Source organism: Streptococcus oralis, from assembly GCF_019929345.1.
Taxonomy (GTDB): Bacteria; Bacillota; Bacilli; order Lactobacillales; family Streptococcaceae; genus Streptococcus.
Genome location: NZ_JAHZPJ010000014.1, coordinates 41,112 through 67,235 on the forward strand (window position 1 = coordinate 41,112; position 26,124 = coordinate 67,235).

Annotated in this window: 22 protein-coding genes and 1 pseudogene; 19 read left to right on the plus strand and 4 right to left on the minus strand. The window is 41.4% G+C overall.

Translation table 11 applies throughout. The features are described from left to right. Window positions 1–79: 79 nt before the first annotated feature. Entirely contained in the window at window positions 80–859 is a 780-nt protein-coding gene (gene rpsB, locus K1I97_RS08895) for a 30S ribosomal protein S2 (protein WP_000268475.1), read from the plus strand. Between the two features lie 78 nt (window positions 860–937). Continuing rightward, window positions 938–1,978 carry a translation elongation factor Ts gene (gene tsf, locus K1I97_RS08900; protein WP_223332195.1) on the plus strand — a complete coding sequence of 347 codons (1,041 nt, stop codon included), beginning with the start codon at window positions 938–940 and terminating at the stop codon, window positions 1,976–1,978. 114 nt (window positions 1,979–2,092) lie between these two features. Here the strand turns inward: tsf and cysK are convergent, their stop codons facing one another. Together cysK and K1I97_RS08910 are read right to left on the minus strand one after the other, a co-directional pair. Further along, window positions 2,093–3,019 (minus strand): cysteine synthase A, encoded by a 927-nt coding sequence (gene cysK / locus K1I97_RS08905; protein WP_223332194.1) that lies wholly within the window; start codon window positions 3,017–3,019, stop codon window positions 2,093–2,095. A gap of 157 nt (window positions 3,020–3,176) precedes the next feature. Further along, window positions 3,177–3,812 (minus strand): YigZ family protein, encoded by a 636-nt coding sequence (locus tag K1I97_RS08910; RefSeq protein ID WP_223332193.1) that lies wholly within the window; start codon window positions 3,810–3,812, stop codon window positions 3,177–3,179. 56 nt (window positions 3,813–3,868) lie between these two features. Here K1I97_RS08910 and K1I97_RS08915 point away from each other — a divergent pair, with 56 nt between their 5' ends. From K1I97_RS08915 to K1I97_RS10300, 9 genes and pseudogenes are all read left to right on the plus strand, one after another. Beyond that, entirely contained in the window at window positions 3,869–5,167 is a 1,299-nt protein-coding gene (locus K1I97_RS08915; protein WP_223332192.1) for a DEAD/DEAH box helicase, read from the plus strand. After that, window positions 5,164–5,826, plus strand: a complete 663-nt coding sequence (locus tag K1I97_RS08920) for a ComF family protein (protein ID WP_223332191.1) — start codon at window positions 5,164–5,166, stop codon at window positions 5,824–5,826. The genes K1I97_RS08915 and K1I97_RS08920 overlap by 4 nt, the downstream gene beginning before the upstream one ends. Window positions 5,827–5,904: 78 nt before the next feature. Continuing rightward, entirely contained in the window at window positions 5,905–6,453 is a 549-nt protein-coding gene (gene hpf, locus K1I97_RS08925; protein WP_125416134.1) for a ribosome hibernation-promoting factor, HPF/YfiA family, read from the plus strand. An 87-nt stretch (window positions 6,454–6,540) separates the two neighbouring features. Further along, the gene (locus K1I97_RS08930) at window positions 6,541–7,719 is read left to right on the plus strand and encodes an acetyl-CoA C-acetyltransferase (RefSeq protein ID WP_223332190.1); all 1,179 of its coding nucleotides are present in this window, start codon (window positions 6,541–6,543) and stop codon (window positions 7,717–7,719) included. A gap of 157 nt (window positions 7,720–7,876) precedes the next feature. Then, complete coding sequence (locus K1I97_RS08935) at window positions 7,877–9,850, plus strand: DHH family phosphoesterase (RefSeq protein ID WP_223332189.1); 1,974 nt, start codon at window positions 7,877–7,879, stop codon at window positions 9,848–9,850. Next, window positions 9,847–10,299, plus strand: a complete 453-nt coding sequence (gene rplI, locus K1I97_RS08940) for a 50S ribosomal protein L9 (RefSeq protein WP_000864206.1) — start codon at window positions 9,847–9,849, stop codon at window positions 10,297–10,299. Before K1I97_RS08935 ends, rplI begins: the two co-directional genes overlap by 4 nt. A gap of 43 nt (window positions 10,300–10,342) precedes the next feature. Continuing rightward, complete coding sequence (gene dnaB, locus K1I97_RS08945) at window positions 10,343–11,695, plus strand: replicative DNA helicase (protein ID WP_084974687.1); 1,353 nt, start codon at window positions 10,343–10,345, stop codon at window positions 11,693–11,695. A 1-nt stretch (window position 11,696) separates the two neighbouring features. Beyond that, a complete protein-coding gene (locus tag K1I97_RS08950) occupies window positions 11,697–11,972 on the plus strand; it encodes a Veg family protein (RefSeq protein ID WP_223332188.1) in 276 nt (91 codons plus the stop codon). 692 nt (window positions 11,973–12,664) lie between these two features. Further along, window positions 12,665–12,970 (plus strand): annotated as a pseudogene (locus tag K1I97_RS10300) (transposase); the annotation flags it as partial. Between the two features lie 132 nt (window positions 12,971–13,102). On the opposite strand, the gene strH reads toward K1I97_RS10300, so the two are convergent. Both strH and K1I97_RS08965 read right to left on the minus strand, forming a co-directional pair. Beyond that, the gene (gene strH / locus K1I97_RS08960; protein ID WP_223332187.1) at window positions 13,103–16,822 is read right to left on the minus strand and encodes an LPXTG-anchored beta-N-acetylhexosaminidase StrH; all 3,720 of its coding nucleotides are present in this window, start codon (window positions 16,820–16,822) and stop codon (window positions 13,103–13,105) included. Between the two features lie 301 nt (window positions 16,823–17,123). Continuing rightward, entirely contained in the window at window positions 17,124–17,840 is a 717-nt protein-coding gene (locus K1I97_RS08965) for a GntR family transcriptional regulator (protein ID WP_223332186.1), read from the minus strand. A gap of 318 nt (window positions 17,841–18,158) precedes the next feature. Between K1I97_RS08965 and K1I97_RS08970 the strand changes: the two genes are divergently transcribed. The 8 genes from K1I97_RS08970 (at window position 18,159) to K1I97_RS09005 (ending at window position 26,023) form a co-directional block, all read left to right on the plus strand. Next, window positions 18,159–19,946, plus strand: coding sequence for a glycoside hydrolase family 35 protein (locus K1I97_RS08970; protein ID WP_223332185.1), 1,788 nt, complete (start codon window positions 18,159–18,161; stop codon window positions 19,944–19,946). Next, the gene (locus K1I97_RS08975) at window positions 19,943–20,419 is read left to right on the plus strand and encodes a PTS sugar transporter subunit IIB (RefSeq protein WP_000156968.1); all 477 of its coding nucleotides are present in this window, start codon (window positions 19,943–19,945) and stop codon (window positions 20,417–20,419) included. The genes K1I97_RS08970 and K1I97_RS08975 overlap by 4 nt, the downstream gene beginning before the upstream one ends. A gap of 26 nt (window positions 20,420–20,445) precedes the next feature. After that, window positions 20,446–21,351 carry a PTS mannose/fructose/sorbose/N-acetylgalactosamine transporter subunit IIC gene (locus K1I97_RS08980; RefSeq protein WP_000616996.1) on the plus strand — a complete coding sequence of 302 codons (906 nt, stop codon included), beginning with the start codon at window positions 20,446–20,448 and terminating at the stop codon, window positions 21,349–21,351. Continuing rightward, window positions 21,338–22,159, plus strand: coding sequence for a PTS system mannose/fructose/sorbose family transporter subunit IID (locus K1I97_RS08985; protein WP_223332184.1), 822 nt, complete (start codon window positions 21,338–21,340; stop codon window positions 22,157–22,159). The genes K1I97_RS08980 and K1I97_RS08985 overlap by 14 nt, the downstream gene beginning before the upstream one ends. Window positions 22,160–22,162: 3 nt before the next feature. Continuing rightward, window positions 22,163–22,567 carry a PTS sugar transporter subunit IIA gene (locus tag K1I97_RS08990; protein ID WP_002875700.1) on the plus strand — a complete coding sequence of 135 codons (405 nt, stop codon included), beginning with the start codon at window positions 22,163–22,165 and terminating at the stop codon, window positions 22,565–22,567. 104 nt (window positions 22,568–22,671) lie between these two features. Continuing rightward, window positions 22,672–23,838 (plus strand): SIS domain-containing protein, encoded by a 1,167-nt coding sequence (locus K1I97_RS08995; protein ID WP_223332183.1) that lies wholly within the window; start codon window positions 22,672–22,674, stop codon window positions 23,836–23,838. A gap of 10 nt (window positions 23,839–23,848) precedes the next feature. Continuing rightward, window positions 23,849–24,844, plus strand: a complete 996-nt coding sequence (gene lacD, locus K1I97_RS09000) for a tagatose-bisphosphate aldolase (RefSeq protein ID WP_223332182.1) — start codon at window positions 23,849–23,851, stop codon at window positions 24,842–24,844. A gap of 141 nt (window positions 24,845–24,985) precedes the next feature. Beyond that, window positions 24,986–26,023, plus strand: a complete 1,038-nt coding sequence (locus K1I97_RS09005) for an aldose epimerase family protein (RefSeq protein ID WP_223332181.1) — start codon at window positions 24,986–24,988, stop codon at window positions 26,021–26,023. Window positions 26,024–26,124: the final 101 nt, after the last annotated feature.

Below are 26,124 nucleotides of genomic sequence, written 5' to 3' on the forward strand. Positions count from 1 at the left end.
GAATTGTGAAACTGTTGCCCGTGGGTCGTTTTGCGAGTTGAAGTCAAGAAGAGGAAAAAAACAAAAAGGAGAAATACTCATGGCAGTAATTTCAATGAAACAACTTCTTGAGGCTGGTGTACACTTTGGTCACCAAACTCGTCGCTGGAACCCTAAGATGGCTAAGTACATCTTCACTGAGCGTAACGGAATCCACGTTATCGACTTGCAACAAACTGTAAAATATGCTGACCAAGCATACGACTTTATGCGTGATGCGGCAGCTAACGATGCAGTTGTATTGTTCGTTGGTACTAAAAAACAAGCTGCTGATGCTGTTAAAGAAGAAGCAGAACGTTCAGGTCAATACTACATCAACCACCGTTGGTTGGGTGGAACTCTTACTAACTGGGGAACTATTCAAAAACGTATTGCTCGTTTGAAAGAAATCAAACGTATGGAAGAAGAAGGAATCTTTGACGTTCTTCCTAAGAAAGAAGTTGCACTTCTTAACAAACAACGTGCACGTCTTGAAAAATTCTTGGGTGGTATCGAAGACATGCCTCGTATCCCAGATGTAATGTACGTAGTTGACCCACATAAAGAACAAATCGCTGTTAAAGAAGCTAAAAAATTGGGTATCCCAGTTGTAGCGATGGTTGACACAAACACTGACCCAGACGATATTGATGTAATCATCCCAGCTAACGATGACGCTATCCGCGCGGTTAAATTGATTACAGCTAAATTGGCTGACGCTATCATCGAAGGACGTCAAGGTGAAGATGCAGCAGCAGTTGAAGCAGAATTTGCAGCTTCAGAAGCTCAAGCTGACTCAATCGAAGAAATCGTTGAAGTTGTAGAAGGCGACAATGCTTAATTCAAATACGTAATCATTACCTAGGAGGGCAGGGCTTAGCCCGGCTCTCCTATTTTTAAAAAATATAGGAGAATCAAAATGGCAGAAATTACAGCTAAACTTGTTAAAGAGTTGCGTGAAAAATCTGGTGCCGGTGTTATGGACGCTAAGAAAGCATTGGTTGAAGTTGAAGGTGATATCGAAAAAGCAATCGAATTGCTTCGCGAAAAAGGTATGGCGAAGGCAGCTAAGAAAGCTGACCGTGTTGCCGCAGAAGGTTTGACTGGTGTATTTGTTAACGGTAACGTTGCAGCAGTAGTTGAAGTAAATGCTGAAACTGACTTCGTTGCGAAAAACGCTCAATTCGTTGAGCTGGTAAATGCAACAGCTAAAGTAATTGCTGAAGGTAAACCAGCTAATAACGAAGAAGCACTTGCTTTGACAATGCCTTCAGGTGAAACTCTTGAAGCAGCCTATGTATCTGCAACAGCTACAATCGGTGAAAAAATCTCATTCCGTCGTTTTGCTTTGCTTGAAAAAACAGATGCACAACACTTTGGAGCATACCAACACAATGGTGGTCGTATCGGTGTCATCTCTGTTATTGAAGGTGGAGACGAAGCACTTGCTAAACAAATCTCAATGCACATTGCTGCGATGAAACCAACAGTTCTTTCTTACAAAGAATTGGATGAGCAGTTCGTTAAAGATGAGTTGGCACAATTGAACCACGTGATTGACCAAGATAATGATAGCCGTGCAATGGTTGGTAAACCAGCTCTTCCACACTTGAAATATGGATCAAAAGCTCAATTGACTGATGAAGTGATTGCTCAAGCTGAAGAAGACATCAAAGCTGAGTTGGCTGCAGAAGGCAAACCAGAAAAAATCTGGGACAAAATCATTCCAGGTAAAATGGACCGTTTCATGCTTGACAACACCAAAGTTGACCAAGCATACACACTTCTTGCACAAGTATACATCATGGATGACAGCAAGACAGTTGAAGCTTACCTTGAATCAGTAAATGCTTCAGTAGTTGAGTTTGCTCGCTTTGAAGTTGGTGAAGGTATCGAGAAAGCTGCAAATGACTTCGAAGCTGAAGTTGCAGCTACAATGGCAGCAGCCTTGAATAACTAATGATAAAAGAGGAAGCAATTTGCTTCCTTTTTCTGTTGTTGTCGAGGACTTAGGGGTTTCTTTAAATTGATAAAATAAAAAGCCCTTTAATAAGGGCTAAGTGCATTTAGGAGACTACACTTCAAATTCATAGAGTGCTGTAGACAAATAACGTTCGCCGTTATCTGGTGCTAAAGCAAGGACTTTCTTACCTGTACCTAATTTTTTGGCAACTTCAATTGCTCCATAAATTGCTGCAGCTGAGGAAATTCCAACAAGGAAGCCTTCTTTTCCACCAATCTCACGGCCAAGTGTGAGTGCATCATCTGACGTTACGCGGACGATACCATCATAGGACTTTGTATTAAGTGTATCAGGAATAAATCCAGCTGAGATACCTTGAATTTTGTGAGGTCCAGGTTTTTCACCAGATAAGATAGCAGACTCATCAGCTTCAACCGCAAAAACTTGAATGTTTGGATTGACAGCTTTTAGTGCATGAGAAACACCTGAAATCGTTCCACCAGTACCAACACCACCCACAAAAGCATCTAGTCCATCAGAACCAAAAGCAGCCAGTATTTCAGCTCCTGTTGTTCTTTCGTGTACTTCTGGATTAGCTGGATTATTAAATTGGAGTGGAAGGAAGCCGTCACGTTCAGCAGCGATTTCCTGAGCTTTGGCAATAGCCCCTTTCATTCCTTCGCTACCAGGAGTAAGGACGAGTTCAGCACCATAGGCTTGGATAATCTTACGTCGTTCCACGCTCATCGTCTCAGGCATGACGATAACAACTTTATATCCTTTAGCGGCACCAACCCATGAAAGACCGATACCAGTGTTTCCACTCGTTGCTTCAATAATGGTAGCACCCGGTTTTAGAATACCATCTTGTTCCGCTTTTTCAATCATGCTAAGAGCAATACGGTCTTTGACTGAGGATCCTGGGTTAAAGGCTTCTAGTTTAACATAGACGTCTGCAGCACCCTCTGGAACAATGTTGTTGAGTTTAACAATCGGTGTTTGTCCAATAAGTTCAGTGATATTATTATAAATAGTCATAGATATACCTCTTTGTATAAGATGATACTAGTATAACGCGCCCTAAGCTATTTGTAAAATATAGAAATCCTATCGAAGTGATAGGATTTTTTTATATCAAGCATCTAAGCTGTGAATCTGCGAATAAATTTAGTAGGTACGATCTATATTTTTTTATTTACACTAAGTTTACAGGAACTTCAACTTCTCGTAAACCTTGATCAGTTAAAGTGATTTTTCCATTAAAAAACTCCACAAGAGCAGCTTTGATATTTTCTTTCTCTTCCTTGCCAACATAAATCATCGTATCGACTTGATCTGTAAAGTTTGTATCCAGCTCCATGAGATTATGTTCTTTAAGGAAGTTACTGTACTCTTGGTATTGAGCGTAAGACATTTGAATGGCTATACCAGCTTGCTCTTTGATTTCAATAATGCCAATCTCTTTGACAGCCAAGGCTACACTACCTGCATAAGCACGAATCAAACCTCCAGCACCTAGCTTAATTCCTCCAAAGTAGCGGGTAACCACTACACAGACATTAGTAAGGTTATGATTTTCTAAGACGCCAAGCATAGGGACTCCAGCAGTACCACTAGGCTCACCATCATCACTCGTGCGCTTAATCTCACTGCGTTCTCCTATAATAAAAGCAGAGCAGTTATGGGTAGCTTTGTAGTGTTCTTTTTTGATGGTAGTGATGAAATCACGCGCCTCTTCTTCACTATAGACACGCTTTGCATGACAGATAAAGCGGGATTTTTTGATTTCTTCTTGGACCTGCCCATCCTCTTTAATTGTTCTAAATTCCATAATCTAATTGTACTAAAAAAATACCTAAAGTGCTAGATTTTTACGAATAAAGAAGTATGAAAGTAAATCCAAATTATCTCGGTCGCTTGTTTACTGAGAAAGAATTAACCAAAGAAGAACGAGAGGCAGCAGTGAAACTGTCAGCAATGAGAAAAAAGAAGGGAAAGCTGTTTTGTCAACGTTGTGACAGTCCTATTTTGGAAGAATGGTATTTGCCTGTTGGTGCTTACTATTGCAGGGAGTGCTTGCTGATGAAGCGAGTCAGGAGTGATCAAGCTTTATACTATTTTACGCAGGAGGATTTTCCGAAACAAGATGTTCTTCAATGGCGTGGCCAATTGACTCCTTTTCAAGAGAAGGTATCGGAGGAATTGATCCGAGCAGTCGAAAAGAAAGAACCGACCTTAGTTCATGCTGTGACAGGAGCTGGAAAGACAGAGATGATTTATCAAGTTGTGGCTAAAGTGATTGATGAAGGTGGTGCAGTATGTTTGGCCAGCCCTCGAATAGATGTTTGCTTGGAGTTATATAAGCGACTGCAGAATGACTTTGCTTGTGAGATAGCACTACTTCATGGCGAATCAGAGCCCTATTTTCGGACTCCCTTAGTGGTTGCAACGACGCATCAGTTATTAAAATTCTATCATGCCTTTGATTTGTTGATAGTAGATGAAGTAGATGCCTTTCCTTATGTTGACAACTCTATGCTTTACTACGCTGTAAAGAATAGTGTAAAGGAGGATGGTCTGAGAATCTTTTTAACAGCGACATCTACAGATGAGTTAGATAAGAAGGTTCGTACGGGAGAATTAAAACGATTGAGTTTGCCAAGACGATTTCATGGAAATCCATTAATTATTCCAAAACCAGTTTGGTTATCGGATTTTAATCGTTGTTTAGAGAAAAGTCAGTTATCAACTAAGTTAAAGGCCTATATTGATAAGCAGAGAAAGACTGGCTATCCATTACTAATTTTTGCATCAGAGATTCAGAAAGGCGAGAAACTAAAAGAAATCTTGCAGGTGTATTTTCCAGATGAGAAAATTGGTTTTGTGTCTTCTGTGACAGAAGACCGATTAGAGCAGGTGCAAGCTTTTCGAGATGGAGAACTAACAATACTGATCAGTACGACAATTTTGGAACGTGGAGTTACCTTCCCTTGTGTGGATGTTTTTGTAGTGGAGGCCAATCATCGCCTCTTTACCAAGTCTAGCTTGATTCAGATTGGAGGACGAGTCGGGCGTAGTATGGATAGACCAACTGGTGAATTGTTCTTTTTTCATGATGGATTAAATGCTTCAATCAAAAAGGCAATCAAGGAAATCAAACAAATGAACAAGGAGGCAGGTTTATGAGTTGCTTATTGTGTGGCCAAACTACAAAGAGTGATTTGACTTTTAGTCATCTCCTTCTTTTGAAGAATCAAGAAACACCTCTTTGTTTAACTTGTTCTTTAAGTTTTGAAAGTATTGAACAGATGCATTGTCCGAGTTGCATGAAAAAAGGAGTGTCAAATTATTGTCAAGATTGTAAATTTTGGTGTAAAGAAGGAATCCAAGTTGATCATAAGGCGATTTTCACCTATAACCAAGCGATGAAAGACTTCTTTAGTCGATATAAGTTTGATGGGGATTTTTTGCTTAGAAAAGTTTTTGCTTCCGTTCTTGCTGAGGAATTGAAAAAGTACAGAGACTATGAATTTGTGGTGATTCCCTTAAGTCCTGAAAGATTACTTGAGAGAGGGTTTAATCAGGTTGAAGGTTTGGTTGAGGCAGCGGGATTCTCTTTTTATGATTTATTGGGAAAAAGAGAAGAGAAAGCTAGTTCTTCTAAGAATCGTTCAGAAAGATTAGCTACTGAGACCCCATTTTTCATTAAAGATGAGACCTCACTTCCTAAGAAGATTTTGCTGATTGATGACATCTATACAACAGGAGCGACTATTAATCGTGTGAAAAGGCTTCTGGAAGAAGCAGGTGTTTTGGAAGTCAAAACTTTTTCCCTTGTAAGATGAGGAAAAATTTGCAAAATGAAAATGAAAGCGTTATAATATAGTTAGAAAAATAAAAATGTTTAGAAAGAAGGTACTTATATGATTAAATATAGTATCCGTGGTGAAAACCTAGAAGTAACAGAAGCAATTCGCAATTATGTAGTTTCTAAACTCGAAAAGATCGAAAAATATTTTCAACCTGAACAAGAGTTGGATGCACGTGTCAACTTGAAAGTTTACCGTGAAAAAACAGCAAAGGTTGAAGTAACGATTCCACTTGGATCAATTACTCTTCGTGCAGAAGATGTTTCTCAAGATATGTATGGCTCTATCGACCTCGTAACAGATAAAATCGAACGTCAGATTCGTAAAAATAAAACAAAAATCGAACGCAAGAATAAAAATAAGGTTGCAACTAGCCAACTCTTTACAGATGATTTAGTTGAAGATGCAAATGTTGTGCCACCAAAAGTGGTTCGTTCAAAACAAATTGATTTGAAACCAATGGATTTGGAAGAAGCACTTCTTCAAATGGATTTGTTGGGGCATGATTTCTTTATCTATGTTGATGTCGAAGATCAAACAACAAATGTTTTGTATCGCCGCGAAGATGGTGAAGTTGGTTTACTAGAAGTTAAGGAATCATAAAATCTTGACAACTATGTAAAAGTGGTTTACACAATTGTAAACCACTTTTGTATTGCATCATTATACAAGGTATAAATGGAGGTAGTTATGAAAAATGTAGTGATTGTTTCAGCAGTGCGAACTCCTATAGGCTCATTTGGGGGGAGTTTGAAGGATATTTCTGCTGTTGATTTGGGAGCTTTGGTTATTAAGAGTGCTTTGGAGAAGGCGAGTGTGAAACCAGAGCAAGTAGATGAAGTGATTATGGGGAATGTCCTAGGCGCAGGTTTAGGTCAAAACGTAGCTCGTCAAATGAGCATTCACGCAGGACTCCCCGAATTTACACCAGCCTTTACCATCAATAAGGTTTGTGGTTCTGGTTTGAAGGCAGTGCAGTTGGCTGCTCAAGCGATTCGATGTGGCGATGCAGATATTATCGTAGCTGGTGGTGCAGAAAACATGAGTCAGGCGCCATACGTTTTGCCAAACTTTCGCTGGGGTGCACGTATGGGAGATTCGAAAGTGATAGATACCATGTTCAAGGATGGTTTGTCTGACGCCTTTAACGAATACCATATGGGGATCACAGCTGAGAATGTGGCTGAAGAATATGGTATTAGTCGAGATGCTCAAGATGCTCTTGCTTTGGAATCGCAAAAACGAGCAGTGGCAGCCATAGAATCTGGACGCTTTAAAGAAGAGATTATTCCAGTGGTCATTCCTCAACGCAAAGGCGATTCTATCATCTTTGATACAGATGAATACCCTAGAAAAGATACTAGCTTGGAGAGCTTGTCTAAGCTAGGTCCTGTTTTCAAAAAAGACGGTTCTGTTACGGCAGGAAATGCTTCAGGTATCAATGACGGAGCAGCGGCTGTCCTAATCATGAGTGCTGAAAAAGCTGAAGAATTAGGACTCCCAGTGATTGCTCGCATTCGTTCGTATGCAAGTGTAGGTTTGGATCCTAGGATGATGGGATGTGGACCGATTGATGCGACTCGCAAGGCTCTTGAAAAAGGTAATTTGACAGTTGATGAGCTTGACTTGATCGAGTCAAATGAAGCCTTTGCTGCCCAGGCTTGTGCGGTTGGTAAAACACTTGGTTTCAACACAGATATTGTCAATGTCAGTGGTGGCGCCATTGCTCTTGGTCATCCAATTGGGGCTTCCGGTTGCCGTATCCTAGTAACGCTGGTACATGAGATGATGAAACGTGATGCTAAAACTGGGTTAGCAACTCTATGTATCGGAGGAGGGATGGGAATAGCCCTTATCGTAGAACGTTAGGTGTTAGTGTTCTGAACACGTGGGTAGGAGGGTGATGATTCCCTCCTACTTTTGTGTCTGAGATTAGGAGAAATCAATCATGAAAGAAAGTCTTACCTCTTTTTAAAGGTCGCTTTTTAAGGCTTTTTGTGATATAATAATGCGCAAGAGGTTTAGAATGAAAAAAAATAATTTAAATCCGATTTCTGCGGTTCTACTAGGGATTGCAACTTTCGGAATCTTAACATTGCTGATTATTTTTTCGCATAATATTGCTGTAACAATCAGTGTTTTGTTTTTATTTGTACTTCTTTATCTGCTTTTATTCGTTTGGCAAAAAAAACAGTATGAAAAGAGCGAAATTGAACAAATCCAATACGTAAACCATCAAGCGGAAGATAGTTTGAACACGCTGCTCGATCAAATGCCAGTTGGTGTCCTGAAATTAGACTTATCTAGTGGCGAAGTGGAATGGTTTAATCCTTATGCTGAGTTAATTTTGACAAATGAAGAAGGGGAAATTGATGTTGAGTTAATTCAAACCATCATCAAGGCTTCTGTTGGGAATCCTGGTGCGTATGCTACCTTGGGCGAAACACGATATGCTGTTCATATGGATAAGGCCTCAGGTGTTTTGTATTTCTTTGATGTTTCTGGGGAGTATGAAGCTACTGTTGAATTGGTAACTAGTCGTCCAGTCATCGGGGTCATCTCAGTGGATAATTACGATGATTTGGAGGATGCGACATCCGACTCCGATATCAGTCATATCAATAGTTTTGTAGCTAATTTTGTTTCAGAATTTGCTAGTAAGTATGCCATGTTTTCTCGCCGTGTGGGGATGGATCGTTTTTATGTGTTCACAGATTACACAGTACTCGAGGAATTGATGAATGATAAATTCTCTGTGATTGATGCCTTTCGTGAAGAATCAAAACAGAGGCAATTACCCCTAACCTTAAGTATGGGATTTTCTTATGGTGATGGCAATCATGATGAGATAGGGAAAGTTGCTTTAAGGAATTTGAACTTAGCTGAGGTTCGTGGTGGGGACCAAGTGGTTGTCAAGGAAAATGATGAAACCAAGAACCCAGTTTATTTCGGTGGTGGTTCCGCAGCCTCTGTTAAGAGAACAAGAACACGTACGAGAGCCATGATGACAGCCATTTCAGATAAGATCCGCAGTGTGGATCAGGTCTTTGTAGTTGGTCATAAAAATCTGGATATGGATGCCTTGGGCTCTGCGGTCGGTATGCAGCTGTTTGCGAGCAATATCACTGAAAATAGTTATGCGGTTTATGATGCAGATCAAATGTCACCAGATATCGAGCGTGCGGTCAACTTTTTGGAAAAAGAGGGTGTCACCAAGCTCTTGTCTCTGGCTGATGCGATGAGATTGGTTACCAAGCGCTCTTTATTGATTTTGGTGGATCATTCCAAGACGACTTTGACCTTGTCGAAAGATTTTTATGATTTGTTCACTCAAACCATTGTCATTGACCATCATAGACGTGATCAAGATTTCCCTGAGAATGCTGTCATCACGTATATTGAAAGTGGAGCAAGTAGTGCGAGTGAGTTAGTCACAGAATTGATTCAGTTCCAAAATTCTAAGAAAAATCGTTTGAGTCGTATGCAGGCTAGTGTTTTGATGGCTGGTATGATGCTGGACACCAAGAATTTTACATCTCGAGTGACGAGTCGAACTTTTGATGTGGCTAGCTACCTCCGAACACGTGGAAGTGATAGTATTGCTATCCAGGAAATTGCTGCGACAGATTTTGAAGAGTACCGTGAGGTAAATGAACTCATTTTACAAGGTCGTAAGTTGGGTTTAGATATCTTGATCGCCCAAGCTAAGGACACAACCACTTATGACACAGTTGTTATCAGTAAGGCTGCCGATGCTATGTTGGCCATGTCCGGCATTGAGGCTAGTTTCGTTCTGGCAAAAAATACACAAGGATTCATCTCTATCTCGGCTCGAAGCCGTAGTAAAATCAATGTGCAACGGATTATGGAAGAACTGGGCGGTGGTGGTCACTTTAACCTAGCTGCTGCGCAGATTAAGGATATGAGTCTATCAGAAGTTGGAGGAAAATTGACTCAACTTATTTTGGATGAACTAAAGGAAAAGGAGAAAGAAGAATGAAAGTAATCTTTTTAGCAGATGTCAAAGGAAAAGGGAAAAAAGGCGAAATCAAGGAAGTGCCAACTGGCTATGCCCAAAACTTCCTGATTAAAAAGAATTTGGCTAAGGAAGCGACTGCTCAGGCAATCGGTGAATTGCGTGGAAAACAAAAATCAGAAGAAAAGGCTCATGCAGAGATGTTAGCAGAGGCAAGAGCCATCAAGGCCAAACTTGAAGCAGAAGAGACTGTCGTAGAGTTTGTTGAAAAAGTTGGACCAGATGGCCGTACCTTTGGATCCATCACCAACAAGAAAATTGCAGAAGAATTGCAAAAGCAATTTGGAATCAATATTGATAAGCGTCACATTCAAGTAAAAGCACCAATTCGAGCAGTAGGTTTGATTGATGTACCAGTAAAAATCTACCAAGATGTTACAAGCGTCATCAATCTTCGTGTAAAAGAAGGTTAAGTTTACAACTTCTTGACAAGATTGTAAAAGGAAGGAAAGTCGGATGGCAGAAGTAGAGGAACTGCGAGTTCAACCTCAGGATATTTTGGCCGAACAATCTGTTCTGGGGGCTATTTTTATAGATGAGAGCAAACTCGTTTTTGTCCGAGAATACATTGATTCTCGAGACTTCTTTAAGTATGCTCATCGATTGATTTTCCAAGCGATGGTAGATTTGTCGGATCGTGGAGAAGCGATCGATGCGACAACGGTTCGGACGATTTTGGATAACCAAGGGGATCTCCAAAATATTGGTGGCTTGTCTTACCTTGTTGAAATTGTCAACTCTGTACCAACTTCAGCCAACGCGGAGTATTATGCTAAAATCGTTGCAGAAAAGGCTATGCTACGTCGCTTGATTTCCAAGTTGACAGACTCTGTCAACCAAGCCTATGAGGCTTCTAAGCCTGTAGATGAAATCATTGCTCAAGCTGAAAAGGGACTCATTGATGTTAGCGAAAATGCCAATCGTAGTGGTTTCAAGAACATCCGTGATATTCTAAATATCAACTTTGGGAACCTAGAAGTTCGGTCACAACAAACAACGGATATCACTGGTATTGCAACGGGCTACCGTGATTTGGATCATATGACGACAGGTCTCCATGAGGAGGAACTGATTATTATCGCAGCTCGTCCTGCGGTCGGTAAAACAGCCTTTGCCTTGAACATTGCTCAGAACATTGGGACTAAGTTGGACAAGACGGTAGCTATCTTTTCACTGGAAATGGGTGCGGAAAGTCTAGTAGATCGTATGTTGGCGGCCGAAGGCTTGGTGGAGTCCCATTCTATCCGAACGGGTCAATTGACTGATGAGGAATGGCAAAAGTATACCATTGCCCAAGGGAACCTAGCCAACGCGAGTATCTATATCGATGATACGCCAGGGATTCGGATTACGGAAATTCGTTCGCGCTCACGCAAACTGGCTCAAGAAACAGGCAATCTAGGCTTGATTTTGATCGACTACCTACAGCTTATCACAGGGACTGGTCGTGAAAACCGCCAACAAGAAGTTTCTGAAATTTCTCGTCAGTTGAAAATTCTAGCTAAGGAGTTAAAGGTTCCAGTCATTGCTCTCAGTCAGTTATCTCGTGGTGTGGAACAGCGTCAGGATAAGAGACCAGTCTTGTCTGATATTCGTGAATCGGGTTCTATCGAGCAGGATGCAGATATCGTAGCCTTTCTATACCGTGACGACTACTACGATCGTGCGGGTGAAGAAGAGGAAGGAATTCCAAATAACAAGGTTGAGGTTATCATCGAGAAAAACCGTAGTGGAGCTCGCGGAACGGTGGAATTAATTTTCCAAAAAGAATACAATAAATTTTCAAGTATCTCAAAGAGGGAGGCATAAGATGTCAGATGCATTTACAGATGTAGCCAAGATGAAAAAAATCAAAGAAGAGATCAAGGCGCATGAGGGACAAGTCGTTGAAATGACTTTGGAGAATGGCCGTAAGCGCCAAAAAAATAGATTGGGTAAGCTAATTGAGGTTTATCCATCTCTATTTATCGTTGAATTTGGGGATGTTGAGGGAGACAAACAAGCCAATGTCTATGTTGAATCCTTCACCTACTCAGATATCTTGACAGAGAAGAACTTGATTCGCTATCTAGACAAAGAATCTTAAAATGAAGTGAGCTAAGGAAAAGTTGTATCCGATATACTGGGATAAGAGTCTAATCTTAAATATAAAAAGCGGATAAAACTAGTTTTCTGAAACTTAGAATTCTGTTTTATTTGCTTTTTTGTCTAATTTATAGATTTGAAAACATTTTGATATGGAATTCTTGAAATTAGAATCTTTTTTGTTCCAGAAACCTTCCTGAAGTTCAAAGAGATGAAGGTGCTTATTTTAATGAGGTTGCTAGTGATTTTAGTTTCACATTAGAATAGAATAACACTGGAGAATTACTAATCTATTTATTTTCTAAAAGATTCTAAAAGGTTAGAAAAATAGGACTTATATTTAGAATTGTTTAATGGATAAAAGTTAGTAAAATTTGTAATCTCCTATGAATTTCTGAGAGAAAGATAGTAGTTTTTAGAATCTCTTGCTTTGTCAAGTGCAATCTAAAGAATGAACGATAAAAGCATTTATCACTATCATGTTGAATGAATTTGAATTTCTGCAGTTTTCAAATGACGATGGAAGTGAAGATAGATAAGCTTTTATCGATGGCAACCAGAGGAGTTTTCTTGCTTAATTTTGGTATGATTGTCTGATTGATGATGGTTACGATTTGGTGGTTCTGTTTGACTAAAAAAGTCTTCGCGATAGTTGTTTTTCCCTATAGGATTTTTAGTAAAAATGGAGTTTCCTTATTATCCATTTGTACAAAAAGTCAAAATAAGCAAATAGTAATAACGAGGCATGTATAGAAAGATGACCTTGAAGTTTGTGAAGCGATTCGGCATCAAAGAGGTATGAAAGAGCTCTGTAGAAAACGCAAAGCAACCATTGAGCGAATCTTTGGGACTGTGAAGGAATACCATAAATTAAGATACACTAGAGAGAAAGGGAAGTCCAAAATGGAGGATAAGGTTGGGCTTACTTTGGCGTGTTTAAATATCAAAAAATTGATGAAGTGGCTAGCGAATATCCTTTTTTATTTTTCTCTAATTTAGATTTTTGGAGAGATTAGTAGATGATGAAGAAAATATCTTCGAAAAGATAAAAAGACAAACGTCATCTTGGACGTTTGTCTACGTTCTGAAGCGAGATTCAATCTCACTTTTTTGTATTCTTGTCGAAGGGGTTTAATCTTCTTTTCTCTTAGTGAGTCCGTAGGCTGCTAGTGTGGCCATGAGTCCTGCTGCGACCAAGCCTGTAGAGTCTTGACTTCCTGTTGCAGGGAGTTGTTTTTCTTCTGCTTTGGTAGTAGTTGGTTCAGCTTGCTCAGTTTTCTCAACAGCAGTTCCGACTTCGACAACTTGCGCGACCGCTTCCTGCGATACCGCACTATTGACAAGGCTTCTTTCTTCCTTGCCGTCAGCAGTGGTGCTGACAGAGTAGAAAATCGTACGGCGACCATTTACTCCAGCAACAACTACTTGCGTTTGTCCGAGTGGTAATTGCGGATTTTCACGTGTCACGGTAGGAAATGGAATTTCTTCCTCTTGGATGTCCAGTCTTGGTTTTGCTTCTGCAGCTGGGGCAAGACCGTGTTCATCTCCTTTGTGAGTAATAGGGGCGCCGATTTCAACCACTTGGGTCACAGGTTCTTTGGTTACTTGGCTATCTAGAACCGTTTCTGTTTGTTTTCCATTTTCAGTAAGGACAGAAACATAAGATGTTCGTTCTCCCACGACTCCAGCTGTGATGATTTTCTCTTGGCCTGCTGGGAGGTTAGGATTTTCTTTCTTAATGGTTTCAAAAGGAATTGCTTCTGTTTTGGTGAGGAGTTCTGGCTTAGTTTCAACAGTGGCAGATGACTCATTTTCGTCGAGGCTTCCTGAGTGGGTCACTGCTGGTTTGAGGCCTAGGCGGGCTGCTTTGAGCCTGGCTACGAGAGCGTCTAACTCGGCTTGTTTGTTACGGTTGAGGTTGTAGTTGAGAGCTTCTTTAGCTGCATTTAGAGCATCCAAGCTTTCCTTGCTGTATCCATCCAAGTTTGCAGGGATTTGAGCAAGTTCCTCACGGAGGGCATTGTAGTTAGCGCGGAAGTAGTCTTTGTTGTGGTCTGCAAAGGCAGTCATGAGTTCAAAGATTTCTTCTTCCTTGTACTCAGCGCTTGGTTTGTCTGCCCAGATAGCAAGCATGCTTCCGACGGTTGGAAGGTCTACTTCTGGATACTTGGTAGATGCAAGCTGGTTAAATGGTACTTTGCCAGAGTTTTCAAGTGCTTTTGATAGTGGATAGGCTTCGTCTGGTTTGTGATTACCTAAAACATAGTACCAGTCTCCGTTGGTATTGAGGAGTTTATAGCCTTTGCTTGCTAGGTACTGAGGCGTTGCAAGGTTGTAACCCCACCATCCCTTAGACCAGTAAGAGATGATGACATCCTTGTCAAACTCAACATCATCCTTGTCTTCATAGTAGAAACCATCGTTGAAGGCCATTGGTTGAAGGCCTCTTTCTTTGGCCATGGCAGCAAGGGTGTTAGAGTACTCAGCAAACTTACCATAGAGATTGTAGTATTTTAGATAATACCAGCCTTGCGCGTTGGTGGCATCATTGGCATATTCGTCTGTACCGTAGTTGAAGATCTTTGTCTTGCCTGCAAAGAAGTCCATGTACTTGCCGATGAGGGCTTTGACAAAGTTCATGGCCTCTTCGTTTTCAAGGTCCATGGTTGTTTTGGAGACCTTGTCAAAGTTGGCTTGAGGATTCTTGATTCCAAGTTTTTCCATAGCGACGAGCATGGCATCCATGTGGCCAGGGCTGTTGATCGCTGGGATGAGTCCGAGACCTTTTGATTTTGCGTACTCGATCAATTCAGTGATTTCAGCTTGACTAAGAGTGGTTCCGTTTGGATCATCGTAGTAAGCTTTTGTTCCTTCGATGATAGCCTTCTTGACATCATCGCTTGCATAAGTTTTTCCGTTAGCTGTGATGGTCATGTCATCAAGGAGGAAGCGAAGCCCATCATTTCCTAGGAGAAGATGCACATCAGAGTAGCCGAGTTCGCTCGCCTTGTCTACGATGCGTTTGAGTTGGTAGAGCGTGAAGTACTTACGTCCAGCATCGATAGAGATTACCTTGTTCTTGGCAAGTTTTTCAACTTCGCGTTTCGCGTCTTCTTCTTTTTGAGCTTCTGGTGTGAAGGTCAAATTGCTGACAGCTTCTTGGAGTTTCGCGATTGCTTGGTCAATGGTGTCTTGTTGGGCTCGGCTGAGGTTGCTATCAAGTGAGCGAATGGCTTTTTCAGCTTCTTTTACAGCTGCGACACTTTCTGTAGTATAGCGTTTAAGGTCTGTTGGTACTTCTTTCAGGGCTTGCTCAGCAGGCTCATAGTCAGCAGCGAAGTATTCAGCATTGGCATTTGCGAAGCTACGCATGAGTTTGAAGAGGCGAGATGGTGAATAGCGTGCAGATGGGGTATCCGCCCAAGCAGCTACCATACCCCCGATGAACGGGATAGTAGCCCCATCAGATTTTGGTACAGAAGTGATTGGAGTGTTCTTGATACCATTGAGTCCTTGGTCGAGGTTGTACCAGCCTTGGCCATCGGCATTTCGTCCGAGGACGTAGTACCAAGCATCGTTGGTATTAAGGATTTGGTGGCCTTTTTCAACTAGAAGTTTAGAAGAAGCGACGTCGTATCCGCCCCATCCACCAGTCCACATAGAAACGATGATATCTTTGTCAAAGGTTCCAAAGCTAGTGTCGCCATTATAGTAGATACCATCGTTAAAGGCCATTGGTTTGAGTCCGTGAGACTTGACGATGCGAGCAAGGTCGTTGGCGTAGGCGATAAATTTCTCATATCCTCCTACAGGGTAGCCTTCATTTGGATAGTATTTATCAGCTTGAAGAACGCTCCAGCCTTTAGCATCTGTAGCATCATTGGCGTACTCGTCGAGTCCGATATTGAAGATGTCAGATTTGCCAGCGAAGTAAGCAGCATACTTGTCGATCAGAGCTTTGGTAAATGCAACAGCTTCTTTGTTGTCAAGATCAACGGTACGAGCAGATTCTTTTCCAAAGTAGTTGAAGTTCGGTTTTTGGATACCTAGTTCTTTCATGGCATGCAAAATCGCATCCATATGGCCAGGGCTATTTACAGTTGGGATGAGACCAATGCCTTTGTTTTTAGCATAGTTAATCAAGTCCGTCATCTGACTTTCTGTCAAATGGTTGCCGTTTGGATCCTTGTAGTAGGCATCCGTTCCGTTTTCGAGTGCACGTTTGACATCATCACTTGCATAGGTTTTGCCATTGGCTGTGATCGTCATGTCGTCCAGCATGAAACGCATGCCATCATTTCCAACTAGTAAATGAAGATCAGTATAACCGTAGTGTTTAGCCTTGTCGATGATTTCTTTGAGTTGGTCTGGAGAGAAGTACTTGCGTCCAGCGTCGATTGAGATCATTTTTCTTTTTGCCAGTTTTTCATTTACCTGAGCTGCTCGTTCCGTGCTAGGAGTGGCTACTGCAGGAGTGATGGCTTCATTTTTCTTTTCTTCGTCGGTTTTTACTGGTTCTGAATTTTCTTCTGAAACAGGAGTAGCTTTTTCAGTGACTGGAGTCTCGTCAACTTTCTCTGCGACTGCTGGGGATTCAGTTTTTTCGACTGTTGGAGCGAGTGTAGCCGAAGCTTCTTTTGCCTCGACTGTTTTTTCAAGCTTGCTTTCAACCGATGTCTCAGCTGTCTGTGGTTCTCCTTGAGCAGTCTGAGCTGCGCTTGGATTTTCTGGTGTTGGAGTGACACTGTCGGCAGATACGACTTGTGCGCTAAAAGCAAATCCTATAAGTACAGAAGCTGCCCCAACCGCGTATTTACGGATGGAGAAGCGCTGTTTCTTTTCTAGTTTCATGATAAAACCTCCTTATTATTATATCGTATGATAACGTTTACACAAAACTGTTTTTATTTTATTATCTAAACTATAAAAAGTCAAGCGACTTTATGAAAGAACTATAATAAATGGAGGAAATCATAAGATTAGGAAGCTGTTTTTTTGGTAAATCTAATTTAGTAGAAAATTGTTCAATTATTTTACTTGTTTTTAGTAAAAGCACTACTAATTAAAGAATTACCCTCTGTCGTATGTTCATACTAAATGGCGCATGTTATAATGAACATAGAAAAAGCCTGAGCTAGGCTCAAGCTTTTTCTTAATGACCTCGGTTACATGAGATGAATTTGATTTTGTAGTAGTCAGCTCGCTTATAAGTTTCGCTATAAGCCAAAACTTGACCAGTGGCCTCAAGTTTCGTAGTCTTTGTTTGGAAGACAGTTGGGAATTGTGTATCGATTCCTAGTACAGAAGCAGCATGCTCTGGTGTTGGAAATGCGATTTCGTTGATTTCTTCAAAATGCTCATCACTCATGTGAATGCGGTAATCCAATTTGAAACGTTTATAGATAGAGCTATAGTAGTCAAGATTTGGATAGTTGGCATTGATGTATTGCTCGGGAATATAAGACGTGTGGTAGATGTAGGTAACATCATTTGTTTGACGGATACGTTCAATCTTGTAATAGAATTGATCTCCACGTAGTCCAAGTTTCTCCAAATATTCAAGTTGATTTCCACGCTCGATAGAAAGGACGGTTACCTTATCATCTTTTGTTTCAAAGATTTCGACATCTGAAAATTCAACAAGTTTATGCTTACGTGCGCGTGAAACAAATGTTCCTTTTCCTTGTTGACGGACAATATAGCCGTCTTTAGCAAGGTCGTTCAAGGCACGAACAACTGTGATTGAACTCACATCGTACATTGCGATCAATTCTGCTTCAGTATAAAACTTGTCTCCACTTGCAAATTGACCAGATATAATTTTATTTTTTAATTCATCTTTAATATATTGGTATTTTGGAATAGCCATAATTTCACCTCGATTCTCTTTCTTCATCCTTGATTTTACCACAAATACAGAGAAAATAGTAGTATTTAGATAAAAAAATAGAATAACAGAGTAAAATGTTATCCTATATACGAAAAATTAGCTTATTCTAATGGTTTAGAAAGCTTTTCTAGAAATTCCATTTTCATGTGGTATTTGCAGAAAGTTGGTAAAAGGAGAGTAAAAAAATCAAAAAATTTTAAAATATTTTCCAAAACCTATTGACAAATGCGAAAGATTTGATTATATTTAATATTATAATAAATGAAAGCGCAAACTTAATTAGTCAGGGGTGGTGACATGCCAAGATTTAAAATTGAGGACGATTTCTACCTAGATGGGAAACCGTTCAAGATTTTATCCGGTGCCATTCATTATTTTAGGATTCCGGCGGAGGATTGGTATCATTCGCTCTACAACTTAAAGGCGCTTGGCTTTAACACAGTCGAGACTTATGTGGCTTGGAATTTACACGAGCCTGTTGAGGGAAAATTTAATTTTGAAGGTGATCTGGATTTGGAGAAGTTTCTCCAAATAGCACAGGATTTGGGACTTTATGCTATTGTGCGCCCTTCGCCATTTATCTGTGCCGAGTGGGAGTTCGGTGGTTTGCCAGCTTGGCTCCTGACCAAGGACATGCGAATTCGCTCGTCCGACCCAGCCTACATCGAGGCTGTTGCTCGCTATTATGACCAATTATTGCCAAGGCTTGTGTCTCGCTTGTTGGATAATGGCGGAAACATTCTTATGATGCAAGTCGAAAATGAATATGGCTCTTATGGAGAAGATAAGTCTTATCTACGAGCAATTCGGAAATTGATGGAAGACCGAGGGATTGATTGCCCACTCTTTACTTCAGATGGTCCATGGAGGGCTACTCTGAAAGCCGGAACCTTGATCGAAGATGACCTCTTTGTGACAGGGAACTTCGGTTCTAAAGCTCCGTACAACTTTTCACAGATGCAGGAATTCTTTGATGAGTATGGCAAAAAATGGCCCCTCATGTGTATGGAATTCTGGGATGGCTGGTTTAACCGTTGGAAAGAACCCATCATCACTCGTGATCCCAAAGAATTGGCAGAAGCTGTTCTAGAGGTATTGGAGCAAGGCTCTATCAACCTTTACATGTTCCATGGTGGAACAAACTTTGGTTTCATGAATGGTTGCTCGGCTCGAGGAACTCTGGATTTGCCGCAAGTCACATCTTACGACTATGATGCCCTTCTGGATGAAGAAGGAAATCCAACTGCTAAATACCTAGCAGTCAAGAAGATGATGGCAACACACTTCCCAGAGTATCCACAATTGGAACCGCTTTACAAGGAAAGCATGGAAATGGAATCCATTCCACTAGTCGAAAAAGTGTCCTTGTTTGAAACCCTGGATAGTCTCTCTAGTCCTACTGAAAGCCTCTATCCAAAAGCGATGGAAGAACTTGGACAAAGTTATGGCTACCTTCTCTACCGCACTGAGGCAAGTTGGGATGCAGAAGAGGAACGTCTCCGTATCATCGATGGACGTGACCGAGCTCAACTCTTTGTAGATGGTCAATGGATTGCTACTCAATACCAGACAGAGATTGGTGAAGACATCTACTGTCAGGGAAACCGAGAAGGCTTTTCAGAGATTGACATCTTGATTGAAAATATGGGGCGTGTCAACTACGGACATAAGTTTTTGGCAGATACGCAGCGTAAAGGAATTCGAACAGGTGTCTGCAAGGATCTACATTTCTTACTGAATTGGAAACAATATCCACTACCACTGGATAATCCTGAGAAGATTGATTTTTCAAAAGGATGGACAGAAGGACAACCAGCCTTTTACGCTTTCGACTTTACTGTTGAAGAGCCGAAGGATACCTACTTAGACTTGTCTGAGTTTGGTAAGGGAGTTGCCTTTGTCAACGGGCGTCACCTAGGGCGTTTCTGGAACGTCGGCCCGACCCTCTCACTTTATATCCCTTATAGCTATCTCAAGGAAGGTGCTAACCGCATCATCATCTTTGAAACTGAGGGCGAATATAAAGAAGAGATTCATTTAACTCGTAAACCTACACTAAAACACATAAAGGGGGAAAACTTATGACAATTGTAGGATGCCGTATCGATGGACGTTTGATCCACGGTCAAGTAGCCAATCTTTGGGCTGGAAAACTAAATGTTTCACGCATTATGGTTGTAGACGACGAAGTTGTTAACAACGATATTGAAAAGAGTGGTTTGAAACTTGCGACACCACCAGGTGTGAAACTCAGTATCTTGCCAGTTGAGAAAGCAGCAGCAAATATCCTTGCTGGTAAATACGATAGCCAACGTCTCTTTATCGTTGCACGTAAACCAGACCGTTTCCTTGGTTTGGTCGAAGCAGGTGTACCGCTTGAAACACTCAACGTCGGCAATATGTCTCAAACACCAGAAACTCGCTCTATCACACGTTCTATCAATGTGGTAGACAAGGATGTGGAAGATTTCCACAAACTAGCAGAAAAAGGTGTGAAACTCACTGCTCAAATGGTTCCAAATGATCCAGTTTCAGACTTTTTGAGCTTATTAAAATAGGAAAAAATTTTTAGGAGGTCATTGTTATGATACAATGGTGGCAAATTTTACTTCTCACTTTGTACTCAGCTTATCAAATCTGTGATGAGTTGACAATCGTTTCATCTGCAGGTTCCCCTGTATTCGCTGGTTTCATTACTGGTTTGATCATGGGAGATGTGACAACTGGTTTGTTTATCGGTGGTAGCTTGCAGTTGTTCGTTCTCGGGGTTGGTACCTTCGGTGGTGCTTCTCGTATCGACGCAACTTCTGGTGCGGTTCTTGCAACAGCATTCTCTATCTCTCAAGGTATTGATACAGACCTTGCGATTACAACAATCGCTGTACCAGTAGCGGCACTTTTGACATACTTCGACGTTCTTGGACGTATGACAACTACTTTCTTTGCACACCGTATTGATGCTGCGATCGAACGCTTTGACTACAATGGTATCGAACGCAACTACCTACTTGGTGCGCTTCCATGGGCTCTTTCTCGTGCTCTTCCAGTATTCTTCGCTCTTGCTTTTGGTGGGGAATTCGTACAAGGTGTTGTAAACCTTGTTAAAGAATACCAATGGGTTGCAGACGGTTTGACACTTGCAGGTCGTATGCTTCCAGGTCTTGGATTTGCAATCTTGCTTCGTTACCTTCCAGTTAAACGTAACCTTCACTACCTTGCAATGGGATTCGGTTTGACAGCTATGTTGACTGTTCTTTACTCATATGTAACAGGTCTTGGTGGAGCTGTTGCGGGTATCCTTGGTACTCTTCCTGCTGATGTTGCTGAAAAGATTGGCTTTGCTAACAACTTCAAAGGTTTGTCTATGATCGGTATCTCTATCGTGGGTATCTTCCTTGCAGTTGTTCACTTTAAGAACAGCCAAAAAGTAGCTGTAGCAGCACCTTCTACACCATCAGAAAGTGGGGAAATTGAAGATGACGAATTCTAATTACAAACTAACAAAAGAAGATTTTAATCAAATCAACAAACGTAGCTTGTTTACTTTCCAATTAGGTTGGAACTATGAGCGTATGCAAGCTTCTGGTTACCTTTACATGATCTTGCCTCAATTGCGTAAAATGTATGGGGATGGAACTCCTGAATTGAAAGAAATGATGAAAGTTCATACTCAATTCTTCAATACTTCACCATTCTTCCACACAATTATCGCTGGTTTTGACCTTGCCATGGAAGAAAAAGATGGTGTGGGTTCAAAAGATGCCGTTAACGGTATCAAGACAGGTTTGATGGGACCATTTGCTCCTCTTGGAGATACTATCTTTGGTTCACTTGTACCTGCTATCATGGGCTCTATCGCAGCAACTATGGCTATCGCTGGCCAACCATGGGGTATCTTCCTTTGGATCGCAGTTGCAGTTGCTTATGACATCTTCCGTTGGAAACAATTGGAATTTGCTTACAAAGAAGGGGTTAACCTTATCAACAACATGCAAAGTACCTTGACAGCTTTGATTGACGCTGCATCTGTACTTGGTGTCTTCATGATGGGTGCTCTTGTAGCAACAATGATCAACTTTGACATTTCTTACAAATTGCCAATCGGTGAAAAGATGATTGACTTCCAAGACATCTTGAACTCAATCTTCCCACGCTTGCTTCCAGCAATCTTTACTGCCTTTATCTTCTGGTTGCTTGGTAAGAAAGGTATGAACTCTACCAAAGCGATCGGTATCATTATCGTTCTTGCAGTAGGTCTCTCTGCTCTTGGTAAATTCTTGCTTGGAATGGGCGCATAATTTATGGTGAAATCGTTAATTTTGGTGAGTCATGGTCGTTTCTGTGAAGAACTTAAAGGTAGCACAGAAATGATCATGGGTCCACAGGACAACATTCATGCAGTGGCTCTTCTTCCAGAAGATGGCCCAGAAGAATTTACTGCAAAATTTGAAGCTGCTATCGAAGGCTTGGATGATTTCTTAGTCTTTGCGGACCTTCTCGGTGGTACACCATGTAACGTGGTAAGCCGCTTGATTATGGAAGGTCGCGACATTGAACTCTACGCAGGGATGAATCTTCCAATGGTGATTGAATTTATCAATGCCAGCCTTACAGGTGCAGATGCGGATTATAAGAGCCGTGCTGCAGAAAGCATCGTAAAAGTCAACGATTTGTTAGCGGGCTTCGATGATGACGAAGATGAATAAGATGTGACTTAGAGCATCTTATATAGAATATACATGGGAATGGGAGTCACTCCCATTCCCATATTTTCAATAGGAATGAAACAACAATAGATTAGAGGAACTCTATGCTAAATTACACAAAAGAAGAATTGCTTGAACTGGGTGCAGAAATCACGACTCGTGAAATCTACCAACAGCCTGATGTATGGAAAGAGGCTTTTGAAGCCTATCAAGCAAAACGAGAAGAAATTGCAGCATTCCTACAAGGGATTGCGGATAAACATGACTATATCAAGGTCATCTTGACGGGTGCTGGTACTTCTGCTTATGTGGGAGATACCTTGGTGCCTTACTTTAAGGAAGTCTATGACGAACGCAAATGGAACTTCAATGCTATTGCGACAACTGATATTGTTGCCAATCCAGAAACTTATTTGAAAAAAGATGTGGCGACTGTTCTTGTTTCCTTTGCTCGTAGTGGGAATTCGCCTGAAAGTGTGGCGACGGTTGATTTGGCCAAAGCCTTAGTGGATGAGCTTTATCAAGTGACGATTACTTGTGCAGCGGACGGGAAATTGGCTCTTCAAGCCCATGGCGATGAGCGCAATCTTTTGCTCTTGCAACCAGCTGCTTCTAATGACGCTGGATTTGCCATGACTTCTAGCTTTACGTCTATGATGCTAACAGCTCTCTTGGTCTTTGATCCTACAGAATTTGCTGTGAAAGCTGAACGTTTTGAAGTTGTGTCTAGCCTTGCGCGTAAGATTCTAGACAATGCAGAAGATGTTAAAGAGCTGGTTGACCTCGACTTTAACCGCGTTATCTACCTGGGTACTGGTCCTTTCTTTGGACTTGCTCATGAAGCTCAGCTCAAGATTTTGGAACTAACAGCTGGTCAAGTTGCGACCATGTATGAAAGTCCAGTTGGCTTCCGTCACGGTCCAAAATCTCTTATCAATGAAGATACAGTTGTTTTGATCTTTGGCACAACGACAGACTACACTCGCAAGTACGACTTGGACTTGGTTCGTGAAGTTGCTGGTGATCACATTGCTCGTCGTGTCGTGCTCTTGAGTGATCAAGCCTTTGGTCTTGAAAATGTCAAAGAAGTAGCCCTTGGTTGTGTCGGTGTCTTGAACGATATTTACCGTGTCTTCCCTTACATCGTTTATGCCCAACTCTTTGCCCTATTGACTTCACTCAAGGTAGAAAATAAACCAGATACACCGTCTCCTACAGGTACCGTAAACCGTGTGGTACAAGGTGTGATCATTCATGAATATCAAAAATAAGGAAGTATCTATGAGTAAATTACAATTAAGTTCCAATAAAGTAGCCTGCTTGCAAAAACTCTCAGATGAAAATGGTATTATCTCAGCTCTTGCCTTTGACCAACGTGGTGCTTTGAAACGCCTCATGGCTCAATACCAAACAGAAGAGCCAACAGTAGCTCAAATGGAAGAACTCAAAGTCTTGGTTGCAGATGAATTGACAAAATACGCATCTTCTATGCTTCTTGACCCTGAGTATGGTCTTCCAGCTACAAAAGCCCTTGATCCAAATGCTGGTCTTCTCCTTGCTTATGAGAAAACAGGTTATGACACAACAAGCACTAAACGCTTGCCTGACTGCTTGGATGTTTGGTCTGCCAAACGCATCAAAGAACAAGGCGCAGATGCAGTCAAATTCTTGCTTTACTACGATGTAGACAGCTCTGACGAACTCAACCAACAAAAACAAGCCTACATCGAACGCATCGGTTCTGAGTGTGTGGCGGAAGACATTCCATTCTTCCTTGAAATCTTGGCTTACGATGAAAAAATCGCTGACGCAGGTTCTGCAGAATACGCTAAAGTAAAACCACACAAGGTTATCGGTGCCATGAAGGTCTTCTCAGACCCACGATTTAACATCGATGTCTTGAAAGTAGAAGTTCCAGTCAACGTTAAATACGTTGAAGGCTTTGGAGATGGTGAAATCGTGCATACTCGTGAAGAAGCAGCAGCCTTCTTCAAAGCGCAAGACGAAGCAACAAATCTTCCATACATCTACTTGAGTGCGGGTGTATCAGCCAAACTCTTCCAAGAAACACTTGTCTTTGCCCACGAATCAGGTGCAAACTTCAACGGTGTTCTTTGCGGCCGTGCAACTTGGGCTGGATCAGTTGAAGCCTACATCAAAAATGGTGAAGCAGCAGCTCGTGAATGGCTTCGCACAACTGGATTTGAGAACATTGACGAACTCAACAAGGTTCTTCAAACAACAGCGACTTCATGGACTGAACGTGTGGAAGCATAAAACAAGGATAGAAGAACCCCATTTTGTTAAGAAGATACTTAAGGTTTTCTGACAAAGGATTCTGAAAATAGAAACTACAACCATAGATGGTAAATACACTTTCTATGGTTTGTTTACTTAAGAGAAATAAAGGAGACAAAAATGAAAGCATACACAGAGCGTGTATTTGGAAATCATGAGGGCAAGGATGTCTTGGCCTATCGCTTTGAGACTGACAGTGGCTACCAACTAGAAATCATGACTTATGGTGCGACCATCTTGCGCTATGTCACACCTGACAAGGCTGGGAATTTTGCCAATGTGATTTTGGGCTTTGATGATTTTGATAGCTATGTAGGCAATAGTCCCAAGCATGGAGCAAGTGTAGGTCCTGTAGCGGGCCGTATTGCAGGTGCAACATTTGAGTTCAATGGTCAGACCTATGACCTTGAAGTCAACAATGCTAGCAACTGTAACCACAGTGGTTCAACATGTTGGGATTCAAGCTTGTTTGAATTGGTAGAGGTGAGCGACCATGGCTTGACCCTCTACACAGAGCGTACAGATGGCACAGGAGGATTTCCTGGTAATCTTAAGATCTGGATCAGCTATCACTTGGAAGAAACTGGTGCCTACGAAGTCAGCTATAAGGTGACGACAGATCAGGATACGCTTGTCAATCCGACAAATCATAGTTACTTCAACTTGTCTGGTGATTTCACGCAGACCATTGACCGCCATGTCTTCCAGCTAAATACGGAGGGCATTTACCCAATCGCTCCCGACGGTGTTCCGGCTAAGACTCCAGATGCCAATCGTGATGTGGTTAAACATATCTACAATGGTGCCTTGTTGAAGGACATCTTTGCAGAGGAAGATGAGCAAATCCAGTTGGTATCTGGTTTGGATCACCCATTTGCCCTTCCTGCTGGCCATGACAATGCTGGTTTCCTTTATGACCAAAACTCAGGTCGCTTCCTACTTTTCAAGACAGAGGCCCCTTGCTTTGTGGTCTACACAGCAAACTTTGTGGATGAGAGTGTGCTCATCGGAGGACAGCCAATGGTACAGCACAATGGGATTGCCCTTGAAGCGCAAGCTTTACCAGATGCCATTCACAGTGACCTCAAAGACCAAGTCATTCTCAAAGCAGGTCAAACCTTTACCAGCAAAACTCGCTACGAGCTTGTTGTAAAATAAAAAGAAGAGCTGGTTTTGAACTGCACCCCAAAAAGTTGGACAAATAATTATTGAAAGGATTTAGTTCTGTACTGCACAGGACTAAGTCCTTTTAGTTTGAC